This is a genomic window from Desulfothermus naphthae, assembly GCF_054657475.1.
This window is the reverse complement of record NZ_BAAHYQ010000003.1, coordinates 162983-189406: the sequence shown is the minus strand read 5'-3', so window position 1 is coordinate 189406 and position 26424 is coordinate 162983. Positions and strand designations below refer to the sequence as shown.

At 34.0% G+C, this 26424-nt stretch carries 29 protein-coding genes; 6 read left to right on the top strand and 23 right to left on the bottom strand.

Features of this window, described 5'->3' with window-relative positions; translation table 11 throughout:
- Positions 1-237 precede the first annotated feature (237 nt).
- The 17 genes from ACYQ1E_RS12405 to hrcA all read right to left on the bottom strand — a co-directional run bounded on the left by ACYQ1E_RS12405 (position 238) and on the right by hrcA (position 15692).
- Entirely contained in the window at positions 238-438 is a 201-nt protein-coding gene (locus ACYQ1E_RS12405) for a YgaP family membrane protein (protein ID WP_459879867.1), read from the bottom strand.
- 24 nt (positions 439-462) lie between these two features.
- Positions 463-2160, bottom strand: coding sequence for a single-stranded-DNA-specific exonuclease RecJ (recJ, locus tag ACYQ1E_RS12400; RefSeq protein WP_459879863.1), 1698 nt, complete (start codon positions 2158-2160; stop codon positions 463-465).
- 156 nt (positions 2161-2316) lie between these two features.
- A complete protein-coding gene (locus ACYQ1E_RS12395; RefSeq protein WP_459879860.1) occupies positions 2317-3069 on the bottom strand; it encodes a tetratricopeptide repeat protein in 753 nt (250 codons plus the stop codon).
- A 1-nt stretch (position 3070) separates the two neighbouring features.
- Positions 3071-3646: a guanylate kinase gene (gene gmk, locus ACYQ1E_RS12390; protein ID WP_459879857.1), complete on the bottom strand. Its 576-nt coding sequence runs from the start codon at positions 3644-3646 to the stop codon at positions 3071-3073.
- Positions 3636-3899, bottom strand: coding sequence for a DUF370 domain-containing protein (locus ACYQ1E_RS12385; protein WP_459879855.1), 264 nt, complete (start codon positions 3897-3899; stop codon positions 3636-3638). The genes gmk and ACYQ1E_RS12385 overlap by 11 nt, the downstream gene beginning before the upstream one ends.
- A 4-nt stretch (positions 3900-3903) precedes the next feature.
- Entirely contained in the window at positions 3904-4785 is an 882-nt protein-coding gene (locus ACYQ1E_RS12380; RefSeq protein ID WP_459879853.1) for a YicC/YloC family endoribonuclease, read from the bottom strand.
- Positions 4782-5318 carry a DUF4416 family protein gene (locus ACYQ1E_RS12375; RefSeq protein ID WP_459879851.1) on the bottom strand — a complete coding sequence of 179 codons (537 nt, stop codon included), beginning with the start codon at positions 5316-5318 and terminating at the stop codon, positions 4782-4784. Before ACYQ1E_RS12375 ends, ACYQ1E_RS12380 begins: the two co-directional genes overlap by 4 nt.
- Position 5319: 1 nt before the next feature.
- Complete coding sequence (locus tag ACYQ1E_RS12370) at positions 5320-6621, bottom strand: MiaB/RimO family radical SAM methylthiotransferase (RefSeq protein WP_459879849.1); 1302 nt, start codon at positions 6619-6621, stop codon at positions 5320-5322.
- Positions 6611-7636, bottom strand: a complete 1026-nt coding sequence (gene mnmA / locus ACYQ1E_RS12365; protein ID WP_459879846.1) for a tRNA 2-thiouridine(34) synthase MnmA — start codon at positions 7634-7636, stop codon at positions 6611-6613. The genes ACYQ1E_RS12370 and mnmA overlap by 11 nt, the downstream gene beginning before the upstream one ends.
- Positions 7637-7898: 262 nt before the next feature.
- The gene (locus tag ACYQ1E_RS12360; RefSeq protein WP_459879843.1) at positions 7899-8024 is read right to left on the bottom strand and encodes a hypothetical protein; all 126 of its coding nucleotides are present in this window, start codon (positions 8022-8024) and stop codon (positions 7899-7901) included.
- Positions 8009-8209, bottom strand: a complete 201-nt coding sequence (locus ACYQ1E_RS12355) for a hypothetical protein (protein WP_459879841.1) — start codon at positions 8207-8209, stop codon at positions 8009-8011. Before ACYQ1E_RS12355 ends, ACYQ1E_RS12360 begins: the two co-directional genes overlap by 16 nt.
- A gap of 42 nt (positions 8210-8251) precedes the next feature.
- Positions 8252-9721, bottom strand: coding sequence for an Asp-tRNA(Asn)/Glu-tRNA(Gln) amidotransferase subunit GatA (gene gatA / locus ACYQ1E_RS12350; protein ID WP_459879838.1), 1470 nt, complete (start codon positions 9719-9721; stop codon positions 8252-8254).
- Between the two features lie 19 nt (positions 9722-9740).
- Positions 9741-10028, bottom strand: coding sequence for an Asp-tRNA(Asn)/Glu-tRNA(Gln) amidotransferase subunit GatC (gatC, locus tag ACYQ1E_RS12345; protein ID WP_459879834.1), 288 nt, complete (start codon positions 10026-10028; stop codon positions 9741-9743).
- 27 nt (positions 10029-10055) lie between these two features.
- Positions 10056-11879 (bottom strand): type 1 periplasmic-binding domain-containing protein, encoded by a 1824-nt coding sequence (locus ACYQ1E_RS12340; protein WP_459879831.1) that lies wholly within the window; start codon positions 11877-11879, stop codon positions 10056-10058.
- A 116-nt stretch (positions 11880-11995) separates the two neighbouring features.
- The gene (gene dnaK, locus ACYQ1E_RS12335; protein WP_459879828.1) at positions 11996-13918 is read right to left on the bottom strand and encodes a molecular chaperone DnaK; all 1923 of its coding nucleotides are present in this window, start codon (positions 13916-13918) and stop codon (positions 11996-11998) included.
- Between the two features lie 71 nt (positions 13919-13989).
- Positions 13990-14586, bottom strand: a complete 597-nt coding sequence (grpE, locus tag ACYQ1E_RS12330; RefSeq protein ID WP_459879825.1) for a nucleotide exchange factor GrpE — start codon at positions 14584-14586, stop codon at positions 13990-13992.
- A gap of 68 nt (positions 14587-14654) precedes the next feature.
- On the bottom strand, positions 14655-15692 hold the full coding sequence (gene hrcA / locus ACYQ1E_RS12325) for a heat-inducible transcriptional repressor HrcA (RefSeq protein ID WP_459879822.1): 1038 nt from the start codon (positions 15690-15692) through the stop codon (positions 14655-14657).
- Positions 15693-16094: 402 nt separating this feature from the next.
- On the opposite strand from hrcA, the gene ACYQ1E_RS12320 reads away from it, so the two are divergent.
- The 4 genes from ACYQ1E_RS12320 (at position 16095) to ACYQ1E_RS12305 (ending at position 18443) form a co-directional block, all read left to right on the top strand.
- Entirely contained in the window at positions 16095-16262 is a 168-nt protein-coding gene (locus ACYQ1E_RS12320) for a transposase (protein ID WP_459879819.1), read from the top strand.
- Positions 16263-16668: 406 nt separating this feature from the next.
- Positions 16669-16878: an integrase core domain-containing protein gene (locus tag ACYQ1E_RS12315; RefSeq protein ID WP_459879816.1), complete on the top strand. Its 210-nt coding sequence runs from the start codon at positions 16669-16671 to the stop codon at positions 16876-16878.
- 408 nt (positions 16879-17286) lie between these two features.
- On the top strand, positions 17287-18156 hold the full coding sequence (locus ACYQ1E_RS12310) for a damage-control phosphatase ARMT1 family protein (RefSeq protein ID WP_459879813.1): 870 nt from the start codon (positions 17287-17289) through the stop codon (positions 18154-18156).
- 32 nt (positions 18157-18188) lie between these two features.
- Entirely contained in the window at positions 18189-18443 is a 255-nt protein-coding gene (locus ACYQ1E_RS12305; RefSeq protein WP_459879810.1) for an FmdB family zinc ribbon protein, read from the top strand.
- Between the two features lie 15 nt (positions 18444-18458).
- On the opposite strand, the gene ACYQ1E_RS12300 is transcribed toward ACYQ1E_RS12305, so the two are convergent.
- The 6 genes from ACYQ1E_RS12300 to ACYQ1E_RS12275 form a co-directional block, all read right to left on the bottom strand.
- Positions 18459-19310 carry an MBL fold metallo-hydrolase gene (locus ACYQ1E_RS12300; protein ID WP_459879807.1) on the bottom strand — a complete coding sequence of 284 codons (852 nt, stop codon included), beginning with the start codon at positions 19308-19310 and terminating at the stop codon, positions 18459-18461.
- 113 nt (positions 19311-19423) lie between these two features.
- Positions 19424-20290 carry a P-loop NTPase gene (locus tag ACYQ1E_RS12295; RefSeq protein ID WP_459879804.1) on the bottom strand — a complete coding sequence of 289 codons (867 nt, stop codon included), beginning with the start codon at positions 20288-20290 and terminating at the stop codon, positions 19424-19426.
- A gap of 128 nt (positions 20291-20418) precedes the next feature.
- Positions 20419-20856 (bottom strand): iron-sulfur cluster assembly scaffold protein, encoded by a 438-nt coding sequence (locus ACYQ1E_RS12290; protein ID WP_459879802.1) that lies wholly within the window; start codon positions 20854-20856, stop codon positions 20419-20421.
- A gap of 19 nt (positions 20857-20875) precedes the next feature.
- Positions 20876-21559 carry a 7-cyano-7-deazaguanine synthase QueC gene (gene queC, locus ACYQ1E_RS12285; RefSeq protein ID WP_459879799.1) on the bottom strand — a complete coding sequence of 228 codons (684 nt, stop codon included), beginning with the start codon at positions 21557-21559 and terminating at the stop codon, positions 20876-20878.
- A gap of 106 nt (positions 21560-21665) precedes the next feature.
- Positions 21666-23027: a GGDEF domain-containing protein gene (locus ACYQ1E_RS12280; RefSeq protein ID WP_459879796.1), complete on the bottom strand. Its 1362-nt coding sequence runs from the start codon at positions 23025-23027 to the stop codon at positions 21666-21668.
- An 88-nt stretch (positions 23028-23115) separates the two neighbouring features.
- Entirely contained in the window at positions 23116-23583 is a 468-nt protein-coding gene (locus ACYQ1E_RS12275) for a 23S rRNA (pseudouridine(1915)-N(3))-methyltransferase RlmH (RefSeq protein ID WP_459879793.1), read from the bottom strand.
- Between the two features lie 73 nt (positions 23584-23656).
- Between ACYQ1E_RS12275 and ACYQ1E_RS12270 the strand changes: the two genes are divergently transcribed.
- A complete protein-coding gene (locus tag ACYQ1E_RS12270) occupies positions 23657-24241 on the top strand; it encodes a DUF4390 domain-containing protein (protein ID WP_459879790.1) in 585 nt (194 codons plus the stop codon).
- A gap of 8 nt (positions 24242-24249) precedes the next feature.
- On the top strand, positions 24250-26409 hold the full coding sequence (locus ACYQ1E_RS12265) for a sensor histidine kinase (protein WP_459879787.1): 2160 nt from the start codon (positions 24250-24252) through the stop codon (positions 26407-26409).
- Positions 26410-26424 lie beyond the last annotated feature (15 nt).

The following is a 26424-nucleotide window of genomic DNA, read 5'->3' as shown; positions in this document are numbered from 1 at the left end:
CTGTTACTAAACAAAAAAATTTTTTTTGTCAAATAGAGTTCACATATTGTTGCGATTCTCAGTAAAGAACAAATTAGATTATTTGTAAGCGATCACAGGGAACTATACGTCACTAGGTTTTTAACCATTCAAAATCAAGTTTTTGCCCTTTAAAAATAAGCAGAAAAAGTGTCTAAAATTAGAGTTTATAATAACAGGGGACTTATGTCCCCTAAATAAAAAGGCACTCAAGGATAGTTAACTAACTGATTTTTCACTCTCATCTAAACCAAACTTCCTCAAAAGCCACATAAGAGGGCAGGTATTGGTAAAAGCAGATTGAAAGAGATTTATCCCTACAAAAAGGGTCAAAAGCAGCCACCAATAAGAATAGCTCACAGCCAAAATAAGACTTAAAATAATAATAAAACCCGCCACGCCTCGAACAATCCTATGCATATCCATGTGTTTCACCTCCTTTTTTTACACAACATCAATATCCTTTAATTGAAGATCTACGCCAATTAGTCCATTATATGTATTAATCCTGGGATAAAAGGCAATATTTACATATTTATTAGTAAGATCTTGCGGGATTAAATCCGCCATATTCCACGCCTTTGCCCACATGGTCTTTTTTGCCCTCTCATCCCTAACCTCTAAAAATACATGCTCTTTTCCCACTAACTTTTGTTTTAAGACCAATAGATCCTTTGTCCAGAAAACTGGTTCAGGATTGTCTGGTCCATAGGGCTCAAGTAATTCCAACTCCTTAATAAGGTTATAATCTATATATTTCAAAGGCAAGTAACTATCTACTATGAGATGTGGAGTTAATTCTATACCCTTAGTTATTTTCTCAATACATTCAACAAACAATTCTTCAAAATATTGAACTTGTTCCTTGCTAAGAGAAATTCCACCAGCCTGTGGATGGCCTCCAAATCTTAAAAGTGCATCTCTGCATTCCTTCATTGTTAAATATAAATCTACCTCAGGTATAGATCTGCCTGAACCCTTTACGTCTCCATTTTTACCAGTAAGTACAAATGTTGGCTTATAAAATCTTTCACAAACCCTAGATGCAACAATACCTATAACCCCTTCATGCCAATTATCGCCATACAAAACAAGGCCAGGCCTATCTGACTTTTCCATTGCCTGTTTTAGGGCATCCTTTAAAATCCTATCTTCTTCCTTTTTTCTTGCCCTATTGTATCCCTCTAATTTTTTGGCTATTTCCTTTGCCCTACTCATATCCTGTGTTAAAAGGAGTTCCACTCCATCCTTACCATTCCCCATTCTACCTGCAGCATTGATCCTTGGAGCAAGCATAAATCCAACCTCTTCTGCTCCCAATTTTGCCCCTACTTTAAGACCACTTTCCTCTTTAAGAGCTACAATGCCAGGCCGCCTGGTTTCAGAGAGCATTAACAGACCATTTTTAACCAGTATCCTATTATCTATATCTAAAGGCACTACATCTGCAATAGTTCCCATGGCCACAAGGTCAAGATATTGTCTAATATCTATTTTTTCAGGAAGTTCATTATTTAATCCAGCTGCAAGCAAAAAAGCAACGCCTACTCCTGCCAAATTTTTATATGCATTGCTATTTATTTTTGGATTAATAACAAAATTTGCAGGAGGCAACTCATCTGCCGGCATGTGATGATCAGTAATTACAACATCTATATTTTGCCCTCTTATCCACTTAACTTCCTCAATATTTGTTATTCCACAATCTACAGTAATGATTAAATTAACACCTTGTGCAACCAATGTTTTTAACCCTTCTAAATTAAGCCCATATCCCTCTTCCAGTCTATTTGGGATATAATAAATAGGAGAAAAACCTTTCTTTCTAAGTAAATCTACCAAAATAGCAGTAGATGTTATGCCATCTACATCATAATCACCCCAAATTGCAACCTTTTTCCCTGATTTCAATGAATGTGCAATAAATTTTACTGCACTATCTAACTCTCCAAGAGATGATAAGGGTTTTAAATATCTCAAATGCGGATTTAAGAATATATTCATATCTTCAATGGTTCTTATGCCCCTCTTTAACAAAAACTCCACAACTAATCTAGATACCCGTAATTTTTTAGAAAATTGGGGTACCAATAGCTTTAATTCATCAGACAAGGGCCTACTCATATTCCATTTATACAACAAATCAAACTCCTTATATAAGTGTCTGTGATCTGTGTGGGTGATCTGTATCTGTAACTTGACATCCCATACTGACCACTCACACTGATCACTCATCTTACCTTATTTATCACACTCAACACAACAGGGATATACACAATTTTTATTACATACTCATTTTTAAACCAATCCCTTTTTTTCTAAAAACTCCATAAACTTTCTTGCTTCTTCTAAGTCTGGATTTAATTCTAATGATTTTTCCAGATATTCTTTACATTTACTATAATCCTTCATTTCAAAATAACACCTGGCTATGTTATATAAAAGGTGATCATCCTCTGGAGCAAGTTCAAGTGCCCTTTGATAATATTCAAGGCACTGTCTATACATCTTATTTTTTCTGAGTTTAATTCCAAATTCATTGAACAGGTGTTTATGCTCTTTTTCAAAGGCTGCATCTAGCTTGACCAACCTTTCAAAAATATTTTGGGCCTTTTCTGTATCTCCCCTATCAAGGTATGTTAAACCAAGCCCAAAATTGGCCCTGATATTTTCTTCATCCACTTTCAGGGCATTTTTATATTCAAACTCTGCACTGTATGTCTCTCCCCTCATCCTGTGTCTATCTGCCCTGGCAATGGTCTTATTTAACTCCCGTATCCTTGGATAGACTTCATATGTATAAAATTCTGGCTCTGGGATAAATTTTTCAAGGAGTTCTTCTTTAGTAATTACTTTCTTTGGGCCAGAAGGAACATAATTCTTATTTAATGCTTGAATTTCCACATTTCCATCATCTAACTCCTTGACAAACCAATAACTTTTTTGAACAGTCTTTCTCTGGGTCGTACCTGTTCCTATCTTCATTACGGTCTGGGTAGAAAATACGCCTTTAATTTTTTCTATAGGTGCTTCCGTTGACTTATTATCCATATTATCTCCTCACCCTACATTTGGCTGATAAATATATACATCTTAAATTATCATATGCTTTATTTAAATCATCATTTAAAATTACATATTCAAATTCATCTATGGCTTCCATCTCTTTTTGTGCATTTTTTAATCTTATTTCAATTGTTTTGGGATCATCTCCACCCCTTCTGACCAACCTTCTCTTAAGTTCATCAATTGAAGGTGGTAAAATAAAGACAAATACACCTTGTCTCAAACTTTGTTTAAGACTTTTGGCCCCCTGAACATCAACATCAAATACAACATCAAAACCTTTATTTAATTTCTCTTCAATCTCCTTTCGTGGAGTCCCATAATAATTTCCATGTACATTTGCCCATTCAGCAAACATATCTTCTTTTATTAGTTTTTTAAATTCTTCCTTTGAGATAAATACATAGTCTATGCCATCAATTTCTCCTTCACGTGGTTTTCTCGTTGTGTAAGAGATTGAAAATTGGATGTTTGGAAATTCTTCAATAAGCATCTTTACAAGGGTTCCTTTGCCAGCTCCAGATGGACCACTGATAATCAGGGCAATACCCTTATTTTCCATCTCCCTCTCCTTTTTCTAAAGCTACCCTCTGCGATATGGTCTCAGGATGAAGGGAAGACAAAAATACATGGTTTGAATCTGTTAAAATAATAGACCTTGTCTTTCTTCCATGGGTTGCATCAATAAGTCTGTGATCGTCTCTTGCCTCTTCCTTTAACCGTCTCATTGGAGAAGAATTTGGATTAAAAATTCCCACGATTCTAGAGGCAACTACATAGCTTCCAAAACCTATATTTATAAGTTTTTCCCCCATAACATCACTCTAAGTTTTGTATTTGTTCTCTAATTCTTTCAAGTTCTGTCTTAAATTCAACTACAAAAGAACTTACTTTAGCGCATTGAGCCTTATTACCCAGGGTATTTATTTCTCTAAAGCTCTCTTGACAGAGAAAATCCAATTGTCTTCCAACATATCCTTCAGAATTAAGCAGATCTAACATGGCATTTAGATGGGATGTTAGCCTGACAAGCTCTTCTGACACGTCTAATCTATCCGCCATAATTGCCAGCTCTTGCATAAGTCTGTCTTGTTCCACCTGAATATCTATTGCCTTTAAAATTTCTTCTATCCTCTGTCTTAAGAGTTCAAACTTCTCACTTACCAGGCCTTTGGTGGCTTGACTTATTTTGTTTTTAATATCAACCAGTCTCTTAAGTCTAGACTTAAGATCCAACACAAGGTCTTGCCCTTCCCTTTCTCTGAATTTATTCCAGGATAAAAGGGCCTTTTTAAGACCATTTTTCAATTTGTCAACCAGCTCAGATTCTGCATCTACTGGAGCTTCAGTCCATAGGCCAGGAATAGAAAGAACCTTGTTATAATCTGGGACAAATACCTCGCCCTTTTTCTTGGCATAGCTTTTTAAAAATCCAAACAAGACATCTAGCAGTGTCTCGTTTATTTGAAATGGGACTTGATCTTGTCTAAATATTTTAAGCCCCAGAGAAATATCTATATTCCCTCTACTCACAAATTTTTTTACTTCTCTTAAAAAGATATATTCTACAGATCTCAAAAATGAAGGTATTTTAAATCTTATATTTAAATTTTTTGAATTTAGGCTCTTTATCTCCCAATGCTGCAAACAAATCTCATCGCTTATTTCATATGAACCATAGCCAGTCATTGACTTAATCATCTATTTCCCTTTAACTTTTTTTTATAATTCTCCCTTAAAAGCAAAAGGATCTTTTGAAGATCTTCCTTTGCATAATCTGGATATGTCCAAGGAAGGCTTTGCCATCTGCCCTTTTGAAAGATCAGGGTAAGGTCAGCCCAGATACCCTCTCTTAAATAAATCCTGTGAGTATATTCTTTTCCTGTGGCAAGCACGAACCTCTCAAAAGAGAGAATACCAGGATCTAAATTAAAGATCCTTGATCCATCTTGTTTTGCATATTTCTTTTCTATCTCATTAGTTGTTAATTTTATATCAGCCAACTTATCAGGTGAAATAAGATCTTTAAAGGACAGAATACGCCTATATATGGGAGTTCCAAGTTCCCTGTCATAATAGGTGGTCTCTGTAAATAAAATCATAGGAGATATGTATTCAATCTCTCCCAGGGCCTCTTTTAAATCTTCCTGCACCCTGGGCCAAAATTGATCCCATTTGCTTCCTAAGATAGATAATACTAAAAGGACATCTTTTGGTTTTTTGGGTACACTCATTTTATATCTGCTTAACAACCAAATTTAATTTATCAAAATCAAGGGACATAGGTACAGCTTTAATTAAGTCTCCCTTTTTTAAGGGTAAAAAACTTTTTTTATTTATTTTACAGATAATATAATATTCATTCATACCCACCAATTTTTCTGTATCTTCAACAATGATATTTACCTGGTCTAAAGAAAGAAGTTTTTTTAAAAAATTTTTCTTTTTCTCTAAAAAAAGTTTCCTTAACAAAAAACTTCTTTTTTGTTTAATATCTTTTGGAACTTGATATGGATATTTTGCAGCTGGGGTATCTGGCCTTTTGGAATATTTAAACACATGACCATAGGTAAAGGACATTTTTTTACAAAAATTATAAGTATCCAGAAAGTCTTTATCATCTTCACCAGGAAATCCAACTAACACATCGCATCCAAGTCCAAAAATTGGCCATATCTCTCTTAATTTATACATAAAATTTAAAATATCATCTGGAGAATAAGGGGACCTCCCCATTTTTTCCAAAATCTTTTTACTTGCTGACTGAACTGAGACGTGCAAATGCGGTGCAATTTCAGGACATTTGCTAATTACATCTAAAGCCCTATCATTTAAAAGAGATGGATCAAGTGAACTTATCCTAATGCGTGCCCCTTTATATTTTCTAACTAGCTTTGTTGCAACCACTTCTATGAGATCCCATAGATCTAATTCTTCTCCTAAATAATCGCCTTTAAACTCCTTTAAATTAATCCCACTAATTATAATCTCTTTAAAACCTCTATCTAAGATTGTTTTTACTTCTTCTAAAATAGATAGAACATCTCTACTCTTAGAAGGACCACGTGTTAAAGGCACAATACAATATTTACAATAATGGGAACAACCATCTTGTATCTTTATAATTGGTCTTGCCCTGAAATAATCCTGTATTTTCAAGGAAAAATTATCTCTGAAATCATCTTGTTTTGCACCTATGTTTTCTGGAAAGCCCAAAAGCTGGAATTTTTCCCTTTGAGGAATTGTAAGTCTAACTCCATCTATAGCTTTTATCTCTTTCTCCCATCTTGGAATGGCACATCCTGTTACTATTATCTTACATTCTGGGTTTTGTCTTGCAAATCTCCTTGCATACTTTTTTGTATCAGATATTGCCATATGAGTTACAGCACAGCTATTTATCAAGACAATATCTGCCTTTTGGGGATCATGAACTTCAAAAAGTCCTTTTTTAATCCAGGCTTCTCTGATTGCCTCTGACTCATATTGATTGATCTTACAACCAAGGGTCAAAATATAAAAACCTTTACCTTTCATTTCTGATTATTCCACCCCCCAGGACCACATTTCCAGAATAAAAACAACATATCTGACCTGGAGATGGTCTTGGAATCTTCTCTTTAAAAAATACTTGAATTATCTTATTTTTTTTCTCCCAAAAGGCCTTTTTTGGCTTCATGTTATAATTTACCTGAATCTCTATTTCTTCTGGCCAATTGTCCATGGGAACAAGGCAATTTACATCACCCACAACACACCTGTTATGCAAAAGGTCATTCTTTGTACCCACAACTAAAATATTTTGATCAAGGTCCTTATGGATCACATATAAAGGCTCTAAGTAAGGTATCCCAAGCCCACGTCTCTGGCCAATTGTATAATTAAAAAGCCCTTTATGAATACCCAATTCATCACCCCATATCCCTATAATCTTACCAGGTCCTGGAAGGTTCTTCCCCATTTTTTTTAAAAAATCTCTGTAATTTCCTTTTATAAAACAAATCTCCTGACTCTCAGATGTAATAGCTGGGGTAATATTTTTTTTATTTAACTTCTCTCTAATTTCATTTTTTTTATATCCACCAAGGGGCAATTTAACATCCTTAAAACTATCTTTTGATACCAAAGACAAAAAATAACTCTGATCTTTGGCTTTATCTATACCCCTATACAATCTAATTTGACTATTTTGGTTTATAAGTTTAGCATAATGGCCTGTTGCAAAATAATCAAATCCTAAGTCCATTACACATTGTTTAAGTACACCAAATTTAATATATTTATTGCATATACAACATGGATTTGGCGTAAAACCTTTTAAATAATAATCTACAAAAATATCTACTACATATTTTTTAAATTCATCTATTAGATCTAAAAATATACACTCAATATTAAGGGATTTAAATTTATCTTGAATTTTATCCTTAATTTTTCTTAATTCTTCTGTAAAAATGCCAAAAACACCTACTACATCATACCCTTTTTCCTTTAGCAAAACAGAACAAAAAAGACTGTCCATACCCCCACTTACTGCTACACCAATTTTCATACTAAAGTCTGAAATCAGCGGCGAGCGAGTAGCGAATCCGCTGAACCGTTTTGTTTGATTATTTTAATATTTCTATAATCCTGTCTATCACCTCTTGAACTTTGGAACCCTTCAAACTACCTATTTTATATAAAATTATATCTTTATCTGCTGTGAATATTTTATTAGGCCTTATATTACTTTCTTGCCTTAAACCACCTATTGCAAAATTGTCATCTTTTAATTCTATTGCATACTTATCTCTTACATTTTTGCTTGTTATTTAACACAAAATCAAATCCTGTCCTTCTAAGTTTGAAATTACTAATGCGGGCCTCCTTTTCCTTCCGGTTAAATCAGAAAAAGGAAAAGGAATAACTATCACATCTCCTTTTATAAATCTTTCCATGCTTCATCTTCCTCTGGAAGAAGCCAATCTTTAGATAGTGACTTTTCACTTAGATATAATGTTTCTTTTTTTTGAGCTTTTAATTGTAAATATTCTATAAAATCAATCAATTGCTTTTTATAGGGTAGCGGTAATTCCCGCATTTTTTCTATTAATTTTTCTTCTAAAACTTCTATTTCTTCCATTATATTCCCTTTTTTATTATTCTAACATCAACTCATAATTCATTAACTTTTTAGACCAAAGGGTTCGGGCAAAGGATCAAGTTCTCCTTCAACTCTGTCAGCAATTCCAAACAAAATGTCTTCCCTAAATGGCGGAGCAATAAATTGAAGCCCAACTGGAAGTTTTAGGTTATCTCCAAGTCCCACAGGAATGGAAATACCAGGCAGTCCACTTAAATTCAGAGGATTTGTAAAAACATCTGTGAGATACATGGTCAAAGGATCATGGATTTTTTCCTTTAATTTAAAGGGAAGTGTTGGTGATACTGGGGTTAGTATCACATCACAATTTGAAAAGGCCTCTAAAAAGTCCTGTCTAATTAATCTCCTTACCTGAGCTGCCTTTTTATAATAGGCATCATAATATCCTGCAGACAAAACATAAGTGCCTAAAATAATACGTCTTTGAACTTCAAATCCAAACCCTTCACTACGTGTTTTTACATACATATCAATTAATTCTTCTGCGTCCTTTGTCCTGTATCCATATCTTACTCCGTCATATCTTGCGAGGTTTGAACTGGCTTCTGCCATTACAATTATGTAATAAGTGGCAACTGCATATTTGGTATGGGGGAGGGAAATGTCAATGAGTTCTGCCCCTAATTCCTTTAAAAGCCTGAAAAAATCTTCTGATTTCTTTTGAATGTCAGGATCTAGCCCTTGTTGCCAATATTCCTTTGGCAGACCAATCTTTATTGACTTGAGGTCCTTGTATTTTTCCATCTCCTGTAAATAATCTGGCACTGGATTTGGAGATGATGTGGAATCTTTTTTATCTTTTCCAGCAATCACAGAAAGCATAAGGGCTGCGTCTTTTACTGTCTTGGTAATTGGACCTGCCTGGTCCAAAGAAGATCCATAGGCAATCAGCCCAAATCTAGATACCCTGCCATAAGTTGGTTTTAGCCCAACAACTCCGCAAAATGCAGCAGGTTGTCTAATAGACCCACCAGTATCAGTTCCAATTGAAATAGGGGATTGAGATGCCGCAGTAGAAGCTGCTGACCCTCCACTGGAGCCACCTGGAACCCTATCTAAGTCCCATGGATTTTTTGTTGGCTTAAATGCTGAATTTTCAGTGGATGACCCCATTGCAAATTCATCCATATTAGATTTTGCTATAATAATCCCCCCTTGTTCTTTTATTCTCCTAACTATCTCAGCATCATAAAAAGGAATAAAATTCTCCAACATTTTTGACGCACAAGTAGTTGGAATGCCTTTAGTTGTCAAAACATCCTTTATAATTACTGGTATTCCCCAGAGTTTTTTAGAAGGATCAGGACCATTTTTATCCATATCTCTTGCGTTCTCAAGGGCCTGGTCTTTATTTATGTAAAGGAGGGCATCAATTTTTCCTTCAGTCTCCTCAATCCTCTTTAAATATGCATTTACAACTTCTTCAACCTTGACCTCGCTACTTAAAATCATATCTCTGATTTTGATTCCAGAATATTTTCTAACATCCATAGATATATCTCCTCATTCTTTAGCTAACTACCTTTGGTACAATAAAGTGTTCCCCATCTTCCTCTGGTGCATTTTTTAATACATCTTCCCTTGTAAATTCAGAATAGACCTCATCTTCCCTATATGGAGTAGGATGTTCAACTGGTGAATACATGGGTTTTACATCAGATGTATCCACTTCTGATAATTGTTCCATGTAATCCAATATCTGGCTCAGTTGTTTTGAAAAAAGTTCCAATCTATTCTCATCTAGATGTAGTCTTGCTAAATAGGCTATGTTTTTGACCTGTTCTTTTGATATCTTCATACAATACTCCTTACCTCAAGAGAATTTTTAATATATCCTCAAAACAAACATATGTTGAGAAGCAATTCCCTTTTCATCCCACTTAATTGGTCCAATTGTCCACTTAAATTCTGGGTTATTTAAAATAGAATCAATAAGTTGTCCATTTTTTAGGTGTTCTTTAAGATATGCTGCATACCTAAAAAAGTCATACCCAAGACATATCCAGAAATTAACATCCTTTTTACTTAAATCAAACACTATTTTTTTCAAATTAATTAGCTGGTTATTATTGTTATCCTCTATCCAGGGAGATGGATAGTATGCCCTTTTAAACATGGATATTTCCAGGGGAGTAAATTCTGGTTTAAAGCTACCCCAAAGAGCTGGCCCTAAAAAATATAAATCAGATGCATTATAATAAAAAAAGTAAGGAATTATTATCCTGGAATTTTCAAAAGAATCTGGGATAAACACAGCAGAAAAATCTATATCTGGTTTAAACCCTTTTATCTTTTCATCGTCCTTATCTTGAAATAGATCTTTTGGCACATCCAAAAAATTACCTACTTTTTCTTGCCAATCCCTTGTGTTTTCAGGATCATACCATGATATTTGTGTGAGTTTAGCCCCAAGTAAACGAGCTTCATTAAAAAATTCTTCTCCCAAATTCCTGCCATAATCTGATCTTGGATAAAAAATAGCAAAAGAATCTATTTGGAGCTTATCCATAGAAAACTTAATTAACTCAGTGACCTGGTCTTTATGGGATGGAAAAAATCTAAAACCGTCCACGCCTTCCTTTGGAATATAAGACCTAAATGCAAATAAATGAATTTTTTTTGGAAGGTCTGTTTTCAATATCTCATTAAAAGTTTCCAGCTTAATAAAACCGCCAACAATTAAATCCTTACTTGCAATCTCTTTTAATCTATCTATCCACCCACTTGCATTTGAATTTAAAACAACTACTTTTGCTTCAACTCCCATACCTTCCATCTCATAAATAGCTGCCTCAACCCCAGTCAAAATCTCATAGGAGACTTGCTCATATAAAGGATCAAAGGGTAGGACCAAAACAAGTTCTATCCTTGGAATTCCATTTTTTTCAATAAGAGTTTTAAATTCATCTAGAAATAATTCTTTTAATAGGGAATTTTTGTTTAAAATATTCTGAAGCAACATATAAGATTTGGACCAAGATATCTTTTTTGAAGACAGAAGGCACAAAATCTTTGCCCACATTATTAAACTATCTGGAAGTTTTGCTGGATCTAGGTTTTCTAAACGATATTTTGTTGCAATATTCTCCTCTAATATGCTCTTGTACAAATCATTTAAAATATCATATTGTTCCCTTGAATTAAATGTGTTGTAATAATTATCAAAAATAGCTCTTCCATTATTTATATCTTTGTTTTTTAAATATGAGAGTTCCAATAAGATAAAGCTGTTTTTTCTAATAGTTAAAGGGAGATCTATTTTGATTAAGTCTATTAAATATTGGTAATATTTTTGTTTTTCATTTTTTAAATCTAAATAAGTCAAGTAGTATTTATGGAATTGCCATTTCTTTAAGTAGGTTGGATCAATTGATTTCCATTTATCCAAATATAATTTGGCCTTAACTAAATTTTTACTCTGGAGAGAACACTTAATAATCCTCTGTATCAAAGTAAGTTCCCTTTGTTTGGGAACAAGATAGTTATAAAGGGCCTTTTCATAATTTTCACAGGCAGATATATACTCCCCTTTTTCCCAGAGATAATCTCCAATCTCCAATGGAGATTTTGGAACCATCTTAATTTGTTTTTTGGGGCCACAACCTATAAAAATAATAAGAAAAATACAAAATAATAAATAATATCTCATGCAAACCTCTTGATCTTCAAATCTGTCGCCTTGAGAGACTAAAATAAAAAAGCCTGGGCTATATTTTAAGCCCAGGCTCAAGATTAGAGGAGGGGGAACGTTTATGTCAAGCACACTTATTTTTGCTCAGTATATTCAGCATCTACCACATCATCATCCTGGTTTGGATTACCTGCTTGTGCACTTGATGCGCCTGCTTGAGCGCTTGAACCTGTTGCACCTGCTTGTGCTCCTGCTTGTTGTTGCTGATATAATAACTCAGCCAACCTGTGAGATGTCTGAGTTAGGGCATCCATTGCATTTTTAATTGCCTGTTCGTCTTCGCCATCCATTACTTTCTTTAGATCTTCTATCTTTTGCTCTAATTCAGCCTTAAGAGCACTGTCTACTTTATCACCAAGATCCCTCATGGACTTTTCAGTTGTGTAGATCAGGGTATCTGCCTGATTTCTTAAATCAATCAAACGTTTTCTCTTTTCATCTTCTGCCTTATGGGCTTCTGCTTCTTTAATGATCCTTTGAATTTCTTCCTCTGATAGACCACTTGATGGCTGAATCCTGATAGACTGTTCTTTTCCTGTGCCAAGGTCCTTTGCAGAAACATTCACAATACCATTGGCGTCTATGTCAAAGGTAACCTCAATCTGAGGAACTCCCCTTGGTGCAGGAGGAATTCCAACTAAATCAAACCTACCCAGACTCATATTATCCTTTGCAAGGGGCCTCTCTCCCTGCAGTACATGGATAGATACTGAAGTCTGGTTATCAGCAGCAGTTGTAAATATCTGACTCTTTCTTGTTGGAATAGTAGTATTTTTCTCAATTAGTTTAGTAAATACCCCACCTAATGTCTCAATACCTAGAGAGAGTGGTGTTACGTCCAGGAGCAATACATCTTTTACATCTCCAGAAAGTATTCCACCTTGAATAGCAGCACCCATTGCAACTACTTCGTCAGGATTTACGCCTTTATGGGGCTCTTTTCCAAAGAACTCTTTTACTTTCTTCTGTACAAGTGGCATCCTTGTCATACCACCTACTAAGATAACTTCATCTATATCATTTACTGTAAGTCCAGCATCTGCCAATGCCTGCTTACATGGTCCTAGAGTCCTATCTACGAGATGTTCTGTAAGAGCCTCTAACTTTGCCCTACTTATTTTCATATTCAAGTGCTTTGGACCAGTCTGATCTGCAGTTATAAATGGTAGATTAATATCAGTCTCCAGGGCAGTTGAAAGCTCTTTTTTGGCCTTTTCTGCTGCCTCTTTAAGCCTTTGCAAGGCCATTGTATCATTGCTCAAATCAATTCCTGTCTCTTTCTTGAACTCTTCAATTATGTAATTTAAAAGTGCCTGATCAAAGTCTTCCCCACCCAGGAAGGTATCACCGTTTGTGGCCTTTACCTCAACAACATTATCACCAACTTCAAGAATTGAAATATCAAAGGTACCACCACCTAAGTCAAACACAGCTATTTTTTGATTAACTTTTTTATCAAATCCATATGCAAGGGAAGCAGCAGTTGGTTCATTAATTATCCTCTTTACTTCAAGTCCTGCAATTCTTCCTGCATCCTTTGTTGCCTGCCTCTGGGCATCGTTAAAATATGCAGGAACCGTTATAACTGCTTCTTTTACAGGTTCGCCCAGATAACTCTCTGCGTCTTCTTTTAATTTTCTTAAAATCATTGCAGAGATCTCTGGAGGGCTATATTTTTTCCCTTCAATTTCAACATATGCGTCGTTGTTTGGACCTGGAACTATATTATAGGGACACCTTTCTTTCCATTTTTTCACCTCTTCTGAATCATAACTGCGTCCCATAAGTCTTTTTATGGCAAAGATAGTCCTCTTTGGATTAGTAACTGCCTGTCTCTTTGCTAATTCACCAACTAGTCTCTCTTTATCAGTAAATGCAACAATAGACGGAGTGGTCCTCCCACCTTCAGGATTGGGAATACATTTTGGCTCTTTCCCTTCCATTACATAAACACAACTATTTGTTGTTCCGAGATCTATTCCTATTATTTTTCCCATCTTTTTGTCCTCCTAACTTACTAAATTTTCTTTACATAAAAAATAAGCTTATTTTTAAGCTTGTAAAGGGCTTAATTATTATTTTCCTGTTTTTTGCTCACCATGACCTTTGCAGGTCTAAGTACCCTATCCTTTATTTTGTATCCTTTTTGCATAACAGTAGAGACCATACCAGGTTCCATGTCTTCCCTTTCCTGCTGTGCCATGGCCTCATGATAATTTGGATCAAAGGGTTCTCCAATTTCAGTTTTAATCTGTTCTAACCCGTGATTTTTTAGGGTATTTAATAAAATATTTAAAGTCATTTCTATGCCTTCAACAATATCTTTACAGGCCTCTACTTTTTTTGCGTGCTCGAGTCCAAGTTCAAGGTTGTCTATTACTGGAACTATATCTTCTAAGACCTTTTCAGTTGCATATTTACAAAAATTCTCTTTTTCCCTTTCCATACGCTTTCTAAAATTATCTGCATCAGCCTTTACCCTGAGCATCTCCTGTTCCATTTCTTTTTTTACTGGACACTCAGGACAAATTTTCTCTTTGCAGAGTTCTTTTAATTTTTCTATATCTATCTCCTCTTCTTTTTCTTTGGTTTGTTTTTCTTGCTCTACCTCAATTTTTTCTTCTTGCTCACAAGAAACCTGTTCTTGTTTTTTTTCATCACTCATCCACTACACCTCCACAAATTATTTTTTTGAAAAATCAGACTTGAAATTAAGTAAGAGAAGGTTGGCTACTATAGCCTGGCCTCAAGTATCTTACTAAGCATTTTGGCCATATAGTCAACCATGGGGATTAATTTTGAATATTCCATGTAGATGGGACCAATGGTACCTATAATTCCTAAGGGTTCACCATAGGCACCATAAGGGGAGGAAATTATTGACCATTCACCCAGGTCAGGATCGAAAAGTTCATTTCCAAAATGAATAAAAATTCCTTTTCCTTCCTCTATTTTATCTAAAATCTTTAAAAATTCAGACCTTTTTTCTATATATTCTAATAGAGATTTCATCCTCTCTATATCTTTTGGATCTATACTACCAATAACCCTATGTGCACCTTGGACAAATATCTCCCGCTCATCTTCGGCCTCACAGGTATATTGAGCTAGGGTCAAGGCATTTATATATAATTCATTAAATTTCTTTTTTGCCTCTTCCATTTCTTTTAAAAACTGTTTTTTTACCTCAAACAGGGGCTTACCTGAAAATTTTTCATTTAAAAAATTGCTGAATTTAACAAGGTCATCGGAATTTATCTTCAAATCTTCCACTGCAATTAGTCTACTGTGAACCATACCCCCTTCAAATACCAAAATAGCCATAACAAGACCTGGTTTGACTAAGACAAAATCTATATGTTTCCATTTCATAAAGGAGATTTCAGGAGAAACAGCCAAACCCACAAGTGCAGTTTCATCTGATATAAACTTTGTTGCTCCTTCTAGAATTTGGGAAAAATCATATACAACTGCACTATTAAAATATTCCTTTATTTTCTTTTTTTCATACAAAAGTGGCTCTGGCTTCAAAATATTGTTTAAGTAAAACCTGAGACCTTTTTTGGTTGGAATCCTTCCAGCAGAGGTATGGGGCTGTTTTAAAAAACCCTTTTCAGTGAGATCAGCCATGACATTTCGCATGGTGGCGGGACTTAAATTAAATTTAGATTTCTTGGCAACATATCTGGAACCAACAGGAGTACCTCTCTCTATATATCCTTCGACCACTATTGACAAAACCTCTAATTCTCGGTCATTTAATGTTTCCATGGAGTAGCCCCTATTAACAATATTCTGCATATAACACATTTAATCATATACAAAATTTGTGTCAAGAAAGTGTTTTATTTCCTCTAGCAACTTTTTGAAATTTACAAAATTGTTAACACCAATTCTCGATGAACTTGGGAAGGTTGGGTTTAAGGAGTAATCCAAGAAAAATAATATATATTTTCGCAAAGTATGGAAAAAAGGACGGTATTGAAAGTTATACTGCTCCCAAAAAAGTTGGACACGTTTTGAAGGTAGAGTTAGGAGTTGAGTAAGGGGTGAAAAAGGGTTGAAATTTAATCTTGGAAACAAACTTTGGGAGGGATTTTCTATGAAGAGAAGGAAATGGAGTGCTGATGAAAAATTGGCCATTGTATAAATGGGAATTAAGGGGAAAAATCTGTGGCTCGAATCTGTAGGGAGCACCAAATTTCTCAAGCTCAGTATTATGAATGGTGTGAGAAATTTTTAGAAGGTGGTAAAAACGCCTTGGCTTTTGATGCTCCCAGCAAAAAAGAAGCTCAACTAAAAGCTGAAATTGAAAAACTACAAAAAATAAATGGAAAATAAACTGTCTACATCGAAATACTAAAAAAAAGAGGAACTTCTCAAGGGAAAATAGAAGCTATCTCACAGCTGGTAAAAATAAGTTTTTCTGTTAAAGATGCATATTACGCTATGGGGATATCCAGAAGCACTTATTATTCATACAAAAAAACACGTCGACCCAAAAAGAAAAGTAAGGAATATTTATATTTAGTAAATAAAATCAAAGAGATAAAAAACAATCATCCTTTTTGGGGATATAGACGATTAATACTGGCTTAAAAATAGAGAAAATATAAATGTAAACAGAAAAAAGGTCTATTGCTTGTTAGTGACAATGGCTCACAACCTACTTCCAGATCTTTTATGCAATATACAAAACAATTGAATATAAAACAAATTTTTACAACATATAATAATCCTAAAGGAAATGCAGATACTTAAAAAAGTAATAAGAACAATTAAAGAAGAAGTAATCTGGATAAATAAATTTACTTCATTAACAGAAGCAACTGAGACTATATCAAAGTGGTTAAAAAAAGACTATAATAAACTATATGTACATTCAACTCTTGGATATAAGAGTCCTGAGGAGTTTGAACAAGAATATTATAAATTACATTATAAGAAAGCGGCTTAAAAATATAAAGTTACTTTTTCTTCAGGGAACCCTTTAAAAAGTTAAGCGAAGGAGCCTTGACAACCGAAGGCGTGTCTTTTTCTGAGCTGGTATACTTGAATATAAGATTGGGTAATTGAAGATGCTACTTTTTCTTCAGTGTAACCCCAAAGCCAGGATCTCCTGGTCACCAGTTCAGAAAAAGATTGTCAAGGCCCGAAGCGAAAAAAAGTAAATTATATAAAGTTAACATAATTAACTTTATCTTAATTTCTTAAAAATTTGTCTTGATTTTTGGGAAGCATTACAATCATGGCTATCCCCAATTTTCTGTACTTGTCAAAAATAAAAACTTATTTTAAAAATCACAACTTGATGGCAAGATATGCTGGCTATGTTCCTTTAATTTAAAAATTTTAAGGAAAAAAAATGAAGACCTATTTAGAATGCATCCCATGTTTTGTTCGTCATGCCCTTGACGTAGGAAAAATTACTGGAGCAGATAAAAAAATTCAAGAGCAATTAATGAGAGAAGTGCTTGTAAGTTTAAGCAAAATAGATATGTCAAAACCACCCCCATATACAGCAAAACACATCCATTCATTAATTAGAAAAATAACCAATAATCCAGATCCTTACAAAGAGATAAAAATCAGACATAATAAATTGGCAATTAAGATATATCCAAAATTAAAATCAATGGTAATGAATTCTCAAGATCCTCTTAATACTGCTATGAGACTTGCCATGGCAGGAAATGTTATTGATCTTGGAGTAAAAAATAATATTACAGAACAAGAAATAGAAAACTCTATTTCTCAAGTTGTATCACATCCTATTATAGGAGATTTTCAATTATTAAAAAAACAAATAAAAAATTCAAAAAATATTCTTTATCTAGCAGATAATGCTGGCGAAATAGTATTTGATAAAATATTTATTGAAGAAATTGGACCTGAAAAAATTACATTGGCAGTTAGAGGTGGTCCTATTATAAATGATGCAACTATCTATGACGCTGAATTTTGCAATTTAGACAAAATTGTCAATGTTATAGACAATGGAGCAGATGCACCAGGAACCATTTTAGAAGAGTGTAAACAAGAATTCTTAAATATATTCTGGAACTCGGATTTAATTATTGCAAAGGGTCAGGGCAACTTTGAAAGCTTAAGCAATGTAAAACACAATATCTTTTTCTTATTTAAGGCAAAATGTAATGTTATTGCAAATCATGCAAATGTTCAAGTTGGCTCTTATGTATTGACACAACCACTTAATGAGGATAAGGGCGATTAAAAAAATGATTCATCAAAAAAAGGAGGAATCCTATGCCAACTTATGAATATGAATGCATAAATTGTGGACATAGATTTGAGATAAAACAATCAATGTCTGATAAGCCAATAAGTGAGTGCCCCCAATGTGGAGGCACGGTAAAACGTTTAATCAGCGGAGGAATGGGCTTTATTTTAAAGGGATCAAACTCTCATCCACCCTATAAAAGACAGGAAAAAGAATGTAATTTCGAAACCACGGGAAAGACCTGTTGTGGCAGAAGTGAGCCCTGTGGAAAGTGCCACTAAAAACTATTCAAAAAATCAAAACTCCTTGGACCAGCCAACATTTGCAAACTCAAATCTCTCTTTAAATTTCATATAGCAGTGGGAAGCAGCAACAGGACCTGTGCAATGGGAAACTGCTACAAGCTCAACTGAAAAACGCTCAAGCTCATCTAAAATATTGTTTAATTCTTCCCCTGGTGGGAAAAATCCAAGGTGGGTACCGCCTATCACCCCATAAAATTTTTTATATCCTGTTTTTTTTGAAAAATATCTCAGAATATTTACAACCCCACTGTGGGCACATCCAAGTAATACAACAGGACCTTTGTCTGTTTCAATAAGTAAACTTATATCGTCGTTAAATGGATCTTCAATATATTGACCATCATCTGTTCTTACAACAAGACGTGTGTCTTTTATGGCAAACCTCTCTTCCTTTGGGACCTCACCTGAAAAATAAATTCCCTTTGAGATCTCTGTAAATTCTTTTAAATACACAAATTCAGCCTTTAGAGAATCTTCTAATATCTCTTTTTTAAATTTAATCCCAATATACATATAATCAGTTCCTTTGGGAGTATTAAGTTCTGCATATTTTGCCCCAAAACAATCAGGGTGAAGATATACCTTTGCCCCTCTTGGGGGATATAAAGCATCCATAAGTCCACCTGTATGGTCATAATGCCCATGAGAAATCACTATCTTGTTAATCTCTTTAAAATCAACGCCTAGGATAGATGCATTGTGTTTTAAAGTAAAACCCTGACCTGTATCAAATAAAATTTTTTCTCCGTCCTTTTCAATTAGGGCAGAAAAACCATGCTCACCAATGAGGCCAAACATAGCGCCTGCTGTGTTTTCACATAATATTGTAATTTTTGTGGACATAATTTACACCTCCCCTCCCAAAATGCATATATTTATGCGTATTTAATGGTTAAAAAAACAAAAAAAGGGACGAGCCTTTTCGTCCCTTTTATCAAATTTTATTTTTACCAACCCTATTTTTCATCCAATTTAAGTATTGGTTCTAATATCTTTAAAAGGGCCTTGGCTGCTGGTGAGTCTTGATGATATTTAATAAAAACCTCGCCGCTATCTCCAGCCTCAACTAATTTGGGATCTAGGGGTATTTTTCCAAGAAACTCAACCCCTGCTTCCTTTGCTAAGGCCTCTCCTCCGCCTGATTTAAAGATATGAACCTCTTTACCACAATGGGGACATACAAAGCCACTCATATTTTCAATAACACCTATTATTGGATTTCCTGTGTGACGACAAAAATTAATTGACCTCCTTACATCATCAACTGCCACGTCTTGTGGTGTAGTCACTATAACTGCCCGGGCCTCTTTTCCCATAAGCTGCATAACAGAGAGGGGCTCATCCCCAGTGCCAGGGGGACAATCCACTACAAGATAATCTAAAACTCCCCAAACCACATCCGCTATGAATTGTTTTATAACTCCCATCTTAAGGGGCCCTCTCCAGATCACAGAATCTTCTTTGGAAGGAAGTAAAAATCCCAGGGAAATTACAGATAAATTTTTAGACCATGGGATTGGATACATTCCACTTGCACCAACTTCAGGCCTTGCCCCATCCAATTTTAATAAACGGGGAATAGATGGACCATGCACATCAACATCCATCAGCCCTACTTTTTTACCCTTTAAAGATAATCCAACAGCTATATTTGCTGCAATTGAGCTCTTTCCAACTCCACCTTTACCTGAAAGTATTACTATTTTATGTTTAATCCTGTTAAGTGTTTGCTTTAATTTCTTATCTCTAAATTCTTCACAAGTACCTTTTTTCGAACAACTCTCACACTCTTTTTTCTCCATTTCACACTTATTTTCACTCATGCCCATCACCTCCTCTTGTTAAAGATCTCTTCAAATAAACCCTGCAGAAAATATATAAGACCGTTACAACACCTTGTAAAGAAAAAAGTTAATACACTCTAACTTTTTTAAAATGCTTTAACTTTAAACTATCTCTGGTTTTGGATTTTTCTATAATAATCACCAATTGCCTCATGCAATGTATTTGCTGCAAGAAATGCACAATGATGGTGATCCTCAGGCAATCCTGGAAGTTGTGTTAGAACATCTTCTCCAGAAATTTTTTCAGCCTCTTCCAAAGGTTTCCCATGTGCCAGGTCGCAAACAAGAGATCCACAGACCACAGTGGCGATACAACCGTCTGTCCAGTACGAAATCTCATCTATCTTTCCCTTTTTGACTTTTATTAAAATTTCCACACTATCTCCACAACTCCCGGTAAGTTTGCCAATACCATCACCTTTTTCTAATACATTAAAGTATTTTAAATTTTTCCATATCTCAGCTATCTTTTTTCCATAGGCCTCTTCTACTTTTTTATCTATATCAATCTGAAGTCCTTGACAAAATTCATCTAACTCATCCATAGTCTTCCCTCCTTTAATTCTATCTTCTATACTCAATAGGATCTTTGATATTGGCCTCTTTAAATCCTTTGAGTCTTAGTTTACATGCTGGACATTTGCCACATGCAGGTCTTAGACCCTCATAACAGGTGTGGGTGTATTTATACCAATCCAATTTTCCAAGCTCTTTCATGAGTAAAACTGTGTCTTTTTTTGATAAATACATAAGAGGAGTATGTATTTCAAAAGAAGAGTCAACTGCGAGCTCCAATGTGGCGTTTAAAGACTTAATAAAAGTATTTCTACAGTCAGGATAGCCACTAAAATCTGTCTGAGATACACCAACTACTATATTCTTTATGCCATAAATATATGCAATGGAAGCTGCAGAGGAGATAAAAAATAAGTTTCTAAAAGGGACAAATGAAGCTGGAAGGTCTTTATCCAAATCAAAGGGCCTATTTAAATCCCCTTGATTTTTTATAAGATTACTTTCAGTTATCTGGGAAAAAAGTTGGTCTAATTTTATCTCAAAGTGTTTGACACACCCAGCAAGCTGGGAAAGTTTTCTCGCACACTCAACTTCAATTATATGTCTTTGGCCATATATAAAAGAAACACTTAATATATTTTTAAATTTTTCTTTTGCCCAGGCAAGGCAGGTTGCTGAATCCTGCCCTCCAGACAAACACACAATTGCATATTCTTTGTTAGTATGTCTCACCCCTATACACCTCAGCCCTGATTACCTTCTTGGGTGAGACATTAAGACTCCTTTAAAGGGAGGTCAAGGAATTTTAAGCTGAGTTTCTATCTCAGGCACTGTTGATTTAAATAACACTTACCCTGTTTCTTCCTTTTTCTTTTGAATTATAAAGGGCGGCATCAGCAGACTTTAAAACCTCTTCAAAATTTTTGTCAGCCTTTGGATCAAATTCAGAAATTCCAATACTAATAGTAATTTTTACTCTTTGTCCCCTATCTATTATAAAATTATGATTTTCTATTGTTTTCCTAAGTCTTTCAGCAAATCTGTGAGCACTCTGTTTATTGGTATGGGGCAATATTACAAGAAATTCCTCTCCCCCATAGCGGATTATATAGTCAATTTCCCTTGCATTCTCTTTAATTATATTTGCCACTTGATTTAATACTAAATCTCCTGCACCATGCCCAAATCTGTCATTAATATTTTTGAAGTGATCTATATCAATCATTACCACGCTGAATTTTGAACCAAGTCTCTCATGTCTTTTTATTTCCTGTCTAATTATTCCGTCAAAATAATGACGATTACCTACACCAGTTAGAAAGTCTACATAGGCAAATGAGGACAACTTTTCGTATTCCAGTCCACGTTGAATGAGCAAGCATAAATGGTCTATGGCCATCTCTAATACAGCAAAATCATCATATCCCATATGATTTGTGTCCATAGAAAGGAAAACTTTAAAATTTTCCAGGGAGGGAGATACATCCACAATATCAGCTTGTTTACTTGCTTGGACATCAAGTCTTATGCACTCTATGTCTAAACTATTTTTCTTTAATTTTAGTTTTTTCTCTACATAATTAGACCAAAAATCTTCATTATTAGTAACATAGAATTTATAGGTATTGTTTTCCAAAGGTATTAAAAGACATAAGTCATACACGGAAAAATAATCATTAATTTTTAAAAAACCTTTTTCTATAATTTCCTTTACACTTTTGGCATGAATTACTGTTTTAAAAAAAACATCTAAAAATTCCAAGTGCTCTGCCTTTTTAAAATAAAGCTCTTTGTACAAGGAAATCTCTTTTTTTAAGTTTGAAATAAAATTGTATATCCCTTTTGCTTCATCTATAACCCCTTTTAATTCCTTATCCTTTTTAAGCAATTTAGAAGAGATCGCTACTACACACTCTGCAAGTACATCTCTATCACCTAAAAAAGAGCCCTCTATTTTTTTGATATAAAACTTTTTTAAAGACTTCTCTTTATTGGTATTGGATAGTCTTACCCAATATCTAAAGGGAATCAAGATCACATAAGCCTCATTACTGTCAATTAGTCCCTCAAAAGGGTCTTTTTTGTTTGATTCAACAAAGGTGATTTCCTCAGGAGAGATAATACTAAATATCTTGCTTTTCTCTTCATCATTAAAATCAACACCAATAACCTTTCCAATGGGTTGATTTATGTATTTCATATTCACCCCTCTTGATTGGGTATTGTTAAAAAAATCGCAATAAGGAATTTTTTACTTATGCAAATGAATAAGCAAATAAAATACCAAATTAGTGATGATAGGACGAGTTTATTAAAATCTGGTAGGTCCTATATATCTGTTCTAAAAGAATTACCCTGGCCATTTCATGGGTAAAGGTAAGAGGACTCAGGCTAAATAAAAAATCAGACTTCTTCTTAATATCACAAGAAAGCCCGTATGGCCCCCCAACAACAAAACAGGGTATTTTATTTGGAAGCTCTGTCCATATAGTCAATTTTTTGGCAAAATCTGTAGAAGTAAGCAACTTTCCCTTCTCATCTAATGACACAACAAAGTCAGAAGATAATATTTTTTTCTTGATTTCTTTAGCTTCAAAATTGACCCTGTCCTTTATTCTGCCCCTTTTAGAATCCTTGACTACTATTAATTCCACATTAAAAAAATTGCCAATCCTCTGAAGATAAAAATTTTCCGCTTTTTTCCAAAAATCCTGCTTCACCTTACCTACAAAAATAAACTTTATGCGTCTTGCCATATGTAAAAAAACTCTATATTCTCAAGTTCAACAGAAGATATTTCTAAAAAATTCCAAAAAGAAAAAACACATAATGTCAACTAAAATCTCGCTTAAAAAATATTTGAAATTTGAACAAATAATAGTATTTTTGACTTTATTTGCATCTTTGATATTTGCAACAAAGACATTGCCCCAGAGTATAAATTTAGAAAATGTTATTTTAAACACGAGTAATAAAAACGTCAGCATCCAGATATTCCTTGATATCATTGACCCAAAAAAATTACATAAAATAATCAAGCACAATAAATTCCAGATTGTGTTCTCCTATCATGTGGAAATTCAAAAAAAAGTGAGGTTCTTCTTTGACAAAACTGTGTTCAGCAGGGATCGGGAATGGAGTATATGTTTTAATCCCATAAATAACAAATTTTCTCTAAGAAGAAAAAATAAACAAATTTACTCAACTGATTCTTTGGATAAACTACTTGAGAAAATAAGGATTATAACCCTCAAACTACCAATATGGACAACTCCTACAGGAAAAGAAAAATATGATTTAATACTTAAATTTGGCCTTAAAAAAAAGGTTCCTTACTGGATTGAAAAGACACTTTTTTTCTGGAACTTTAATATAACACCGCCATCTGAATACCATATTGATTTTAAATTCTAAATTTAATTATGAAATACATAAATATTCCCAAAAAGATCAAAATTGAGTTTTTGATTATACTTGTCTCAATAATATTAATTATATTATTTAGTTGGATTGAACTAAAATTTTTTGGAGTGAATTCATATCTGTTTTTTGTTGTATTTAATTTAAATATAATTCTTTTGTTGGTAATATTATTTTTAGTTGCTCGAAACAGTGTAAAATTATTCCTAGATAGAAAAAGAAATGTAGGTGGGTCAAGATTAAGAATTAAATTGGTTCTTTCATTTGTAACTCTTTCTTTTATACCTACTATATTAATGTTTTTGATCTCTGTAAAATTCGTACAGACTTCTGTTGATTACTGGTTTAGAAATCAAATAGATAATTCTTTAAAAACAGCACTTGAAATAGGTAAAATAAATTATAAATACATTCAGGATGAATTAAAAGCAAATTTAGATAAATTTAACAAAATACATTTCAGCAGATATAATGAAAAAAAATTAATTAAATTAACTAGTGATTTTGCTAAACAAAACAATATAGGGATCTTAATTTTAAGAAATGACAAAAGGGAAATTGGATTTATACAGAATGATTGGAAAAAAATCTGGTATAAATTAAAAAACAAAATAGAATGGGAATCCATACAAAAGAAAAATGAGTTTTGGATAAACATATATTCCTTTGAAGGATTAGATTATGTATTGGGTGTGGCTCCTTTAAAAAAGGGGAGTGTCAAAAAGTACGATTTTATAATTTTAGGTATTAAATTAAAATATCCAATTACTGAAAAAATGGAAAAAATAGTCCAGGGATTTTATGAATATAATCAACTTAAATCTTTAAAAAAACCCCTTAAGACATCCCTATATATCCTTTTAGGGGTAATGACCCTATTGATAATTTTTGGTTCAATCTGGTTTGGACTAAAACTGGCCAAGGAAATTTCATACCCTATACAGGCCCTCTCTTATGCGACTAAAAGGATTGCCCTAGGAGATCTTGAGGTGAGGATTGAAGATGAATCAGAAGATGAATTAGGTTCCCTGGTTAAATCATTCAATCTTATGGCTGAAGAGCTTAAACGGAGTCAAAGACGATTAAATGAAACAAATCAACTTTTATCCAGAAAAAACAAAGAATTAGAACATAGAAGACAGTATATGGAAGCGGTTCTAAATACCATAACATCAGGAGTGATTAGTTTAGACAGCCAATTCAAAATTAACACCATAAACAAATCCGCCCGGGAAATTTTACAGATTCCAGAAGGGAATATAGTAGGCAAAGGATTATTCGACGTATTACCTAGAGATTGTAAAGATAAATTCTCCTCCCTACTTCTTAAATTAGAGAAATATCCACACAAAGTAATCCAGACTCAACTAACAATTTCAGTGGAAAAAAAAGAAAGAAAACTTTTACTAAATTTAGTTAGTTTAAAAAGACATGAAAATGAACAAGTTGGAACAATCATAGTATTTGAAGACATAACAGAACTGGATAAGATGCAAAGACTTGCTGCCTGGCAGGAGGTTGCAAGGAGGATAGCCCATGAAATTAAAAATCCCTTAACTCCAATAAAACTCTCAGCCCAGAGATTAGAAAAAAAATTTTCTAATTTAATTGATGATCCTGTATTTAAAGAGGGGGTTAGAGTAATAGTTAGACAGGTTGACCATCTTCAGTCCCTGGTTAAAGAATTCTCAGAATTTGCAAAGCTCCCTGAAATAACCCCTACTAAAAACAATTTACAAACCTTAATAGATGAAATCTATCTCTTATATACAACCAGTTATCCTCAGATAATGTGGAAAAAAAATATTGATTCCAAAATCCCGGCTTTTAATTTTGATGCAAATGCTATAAAAAGAGTAATTATTAATTTATTAAATAACGCTGTTGAGGCCCTGCAAAAAGAACAAAACCCGGAAATTGAAATTAATTGTACTTATGATAAAAACTTTTCAAATGTAGTAATAGAAATAAAGGACAATGGTCCAGGACTGAGCCCTAAAGAGAAAGCCAGGATATTTGAACCATATTTTTCCATGAAAAAAGGGAGCACTGGGCTTGGACTCACAATAGCTAGAGCTATTGTAAAAGAGCATGGAGGTGAAATCACAGCAAACTCTCAAAAAGGTAAAGGAAGTCGCTTTCAAATAATACTGCCAGTTTAGAAAAATTAGTCATTA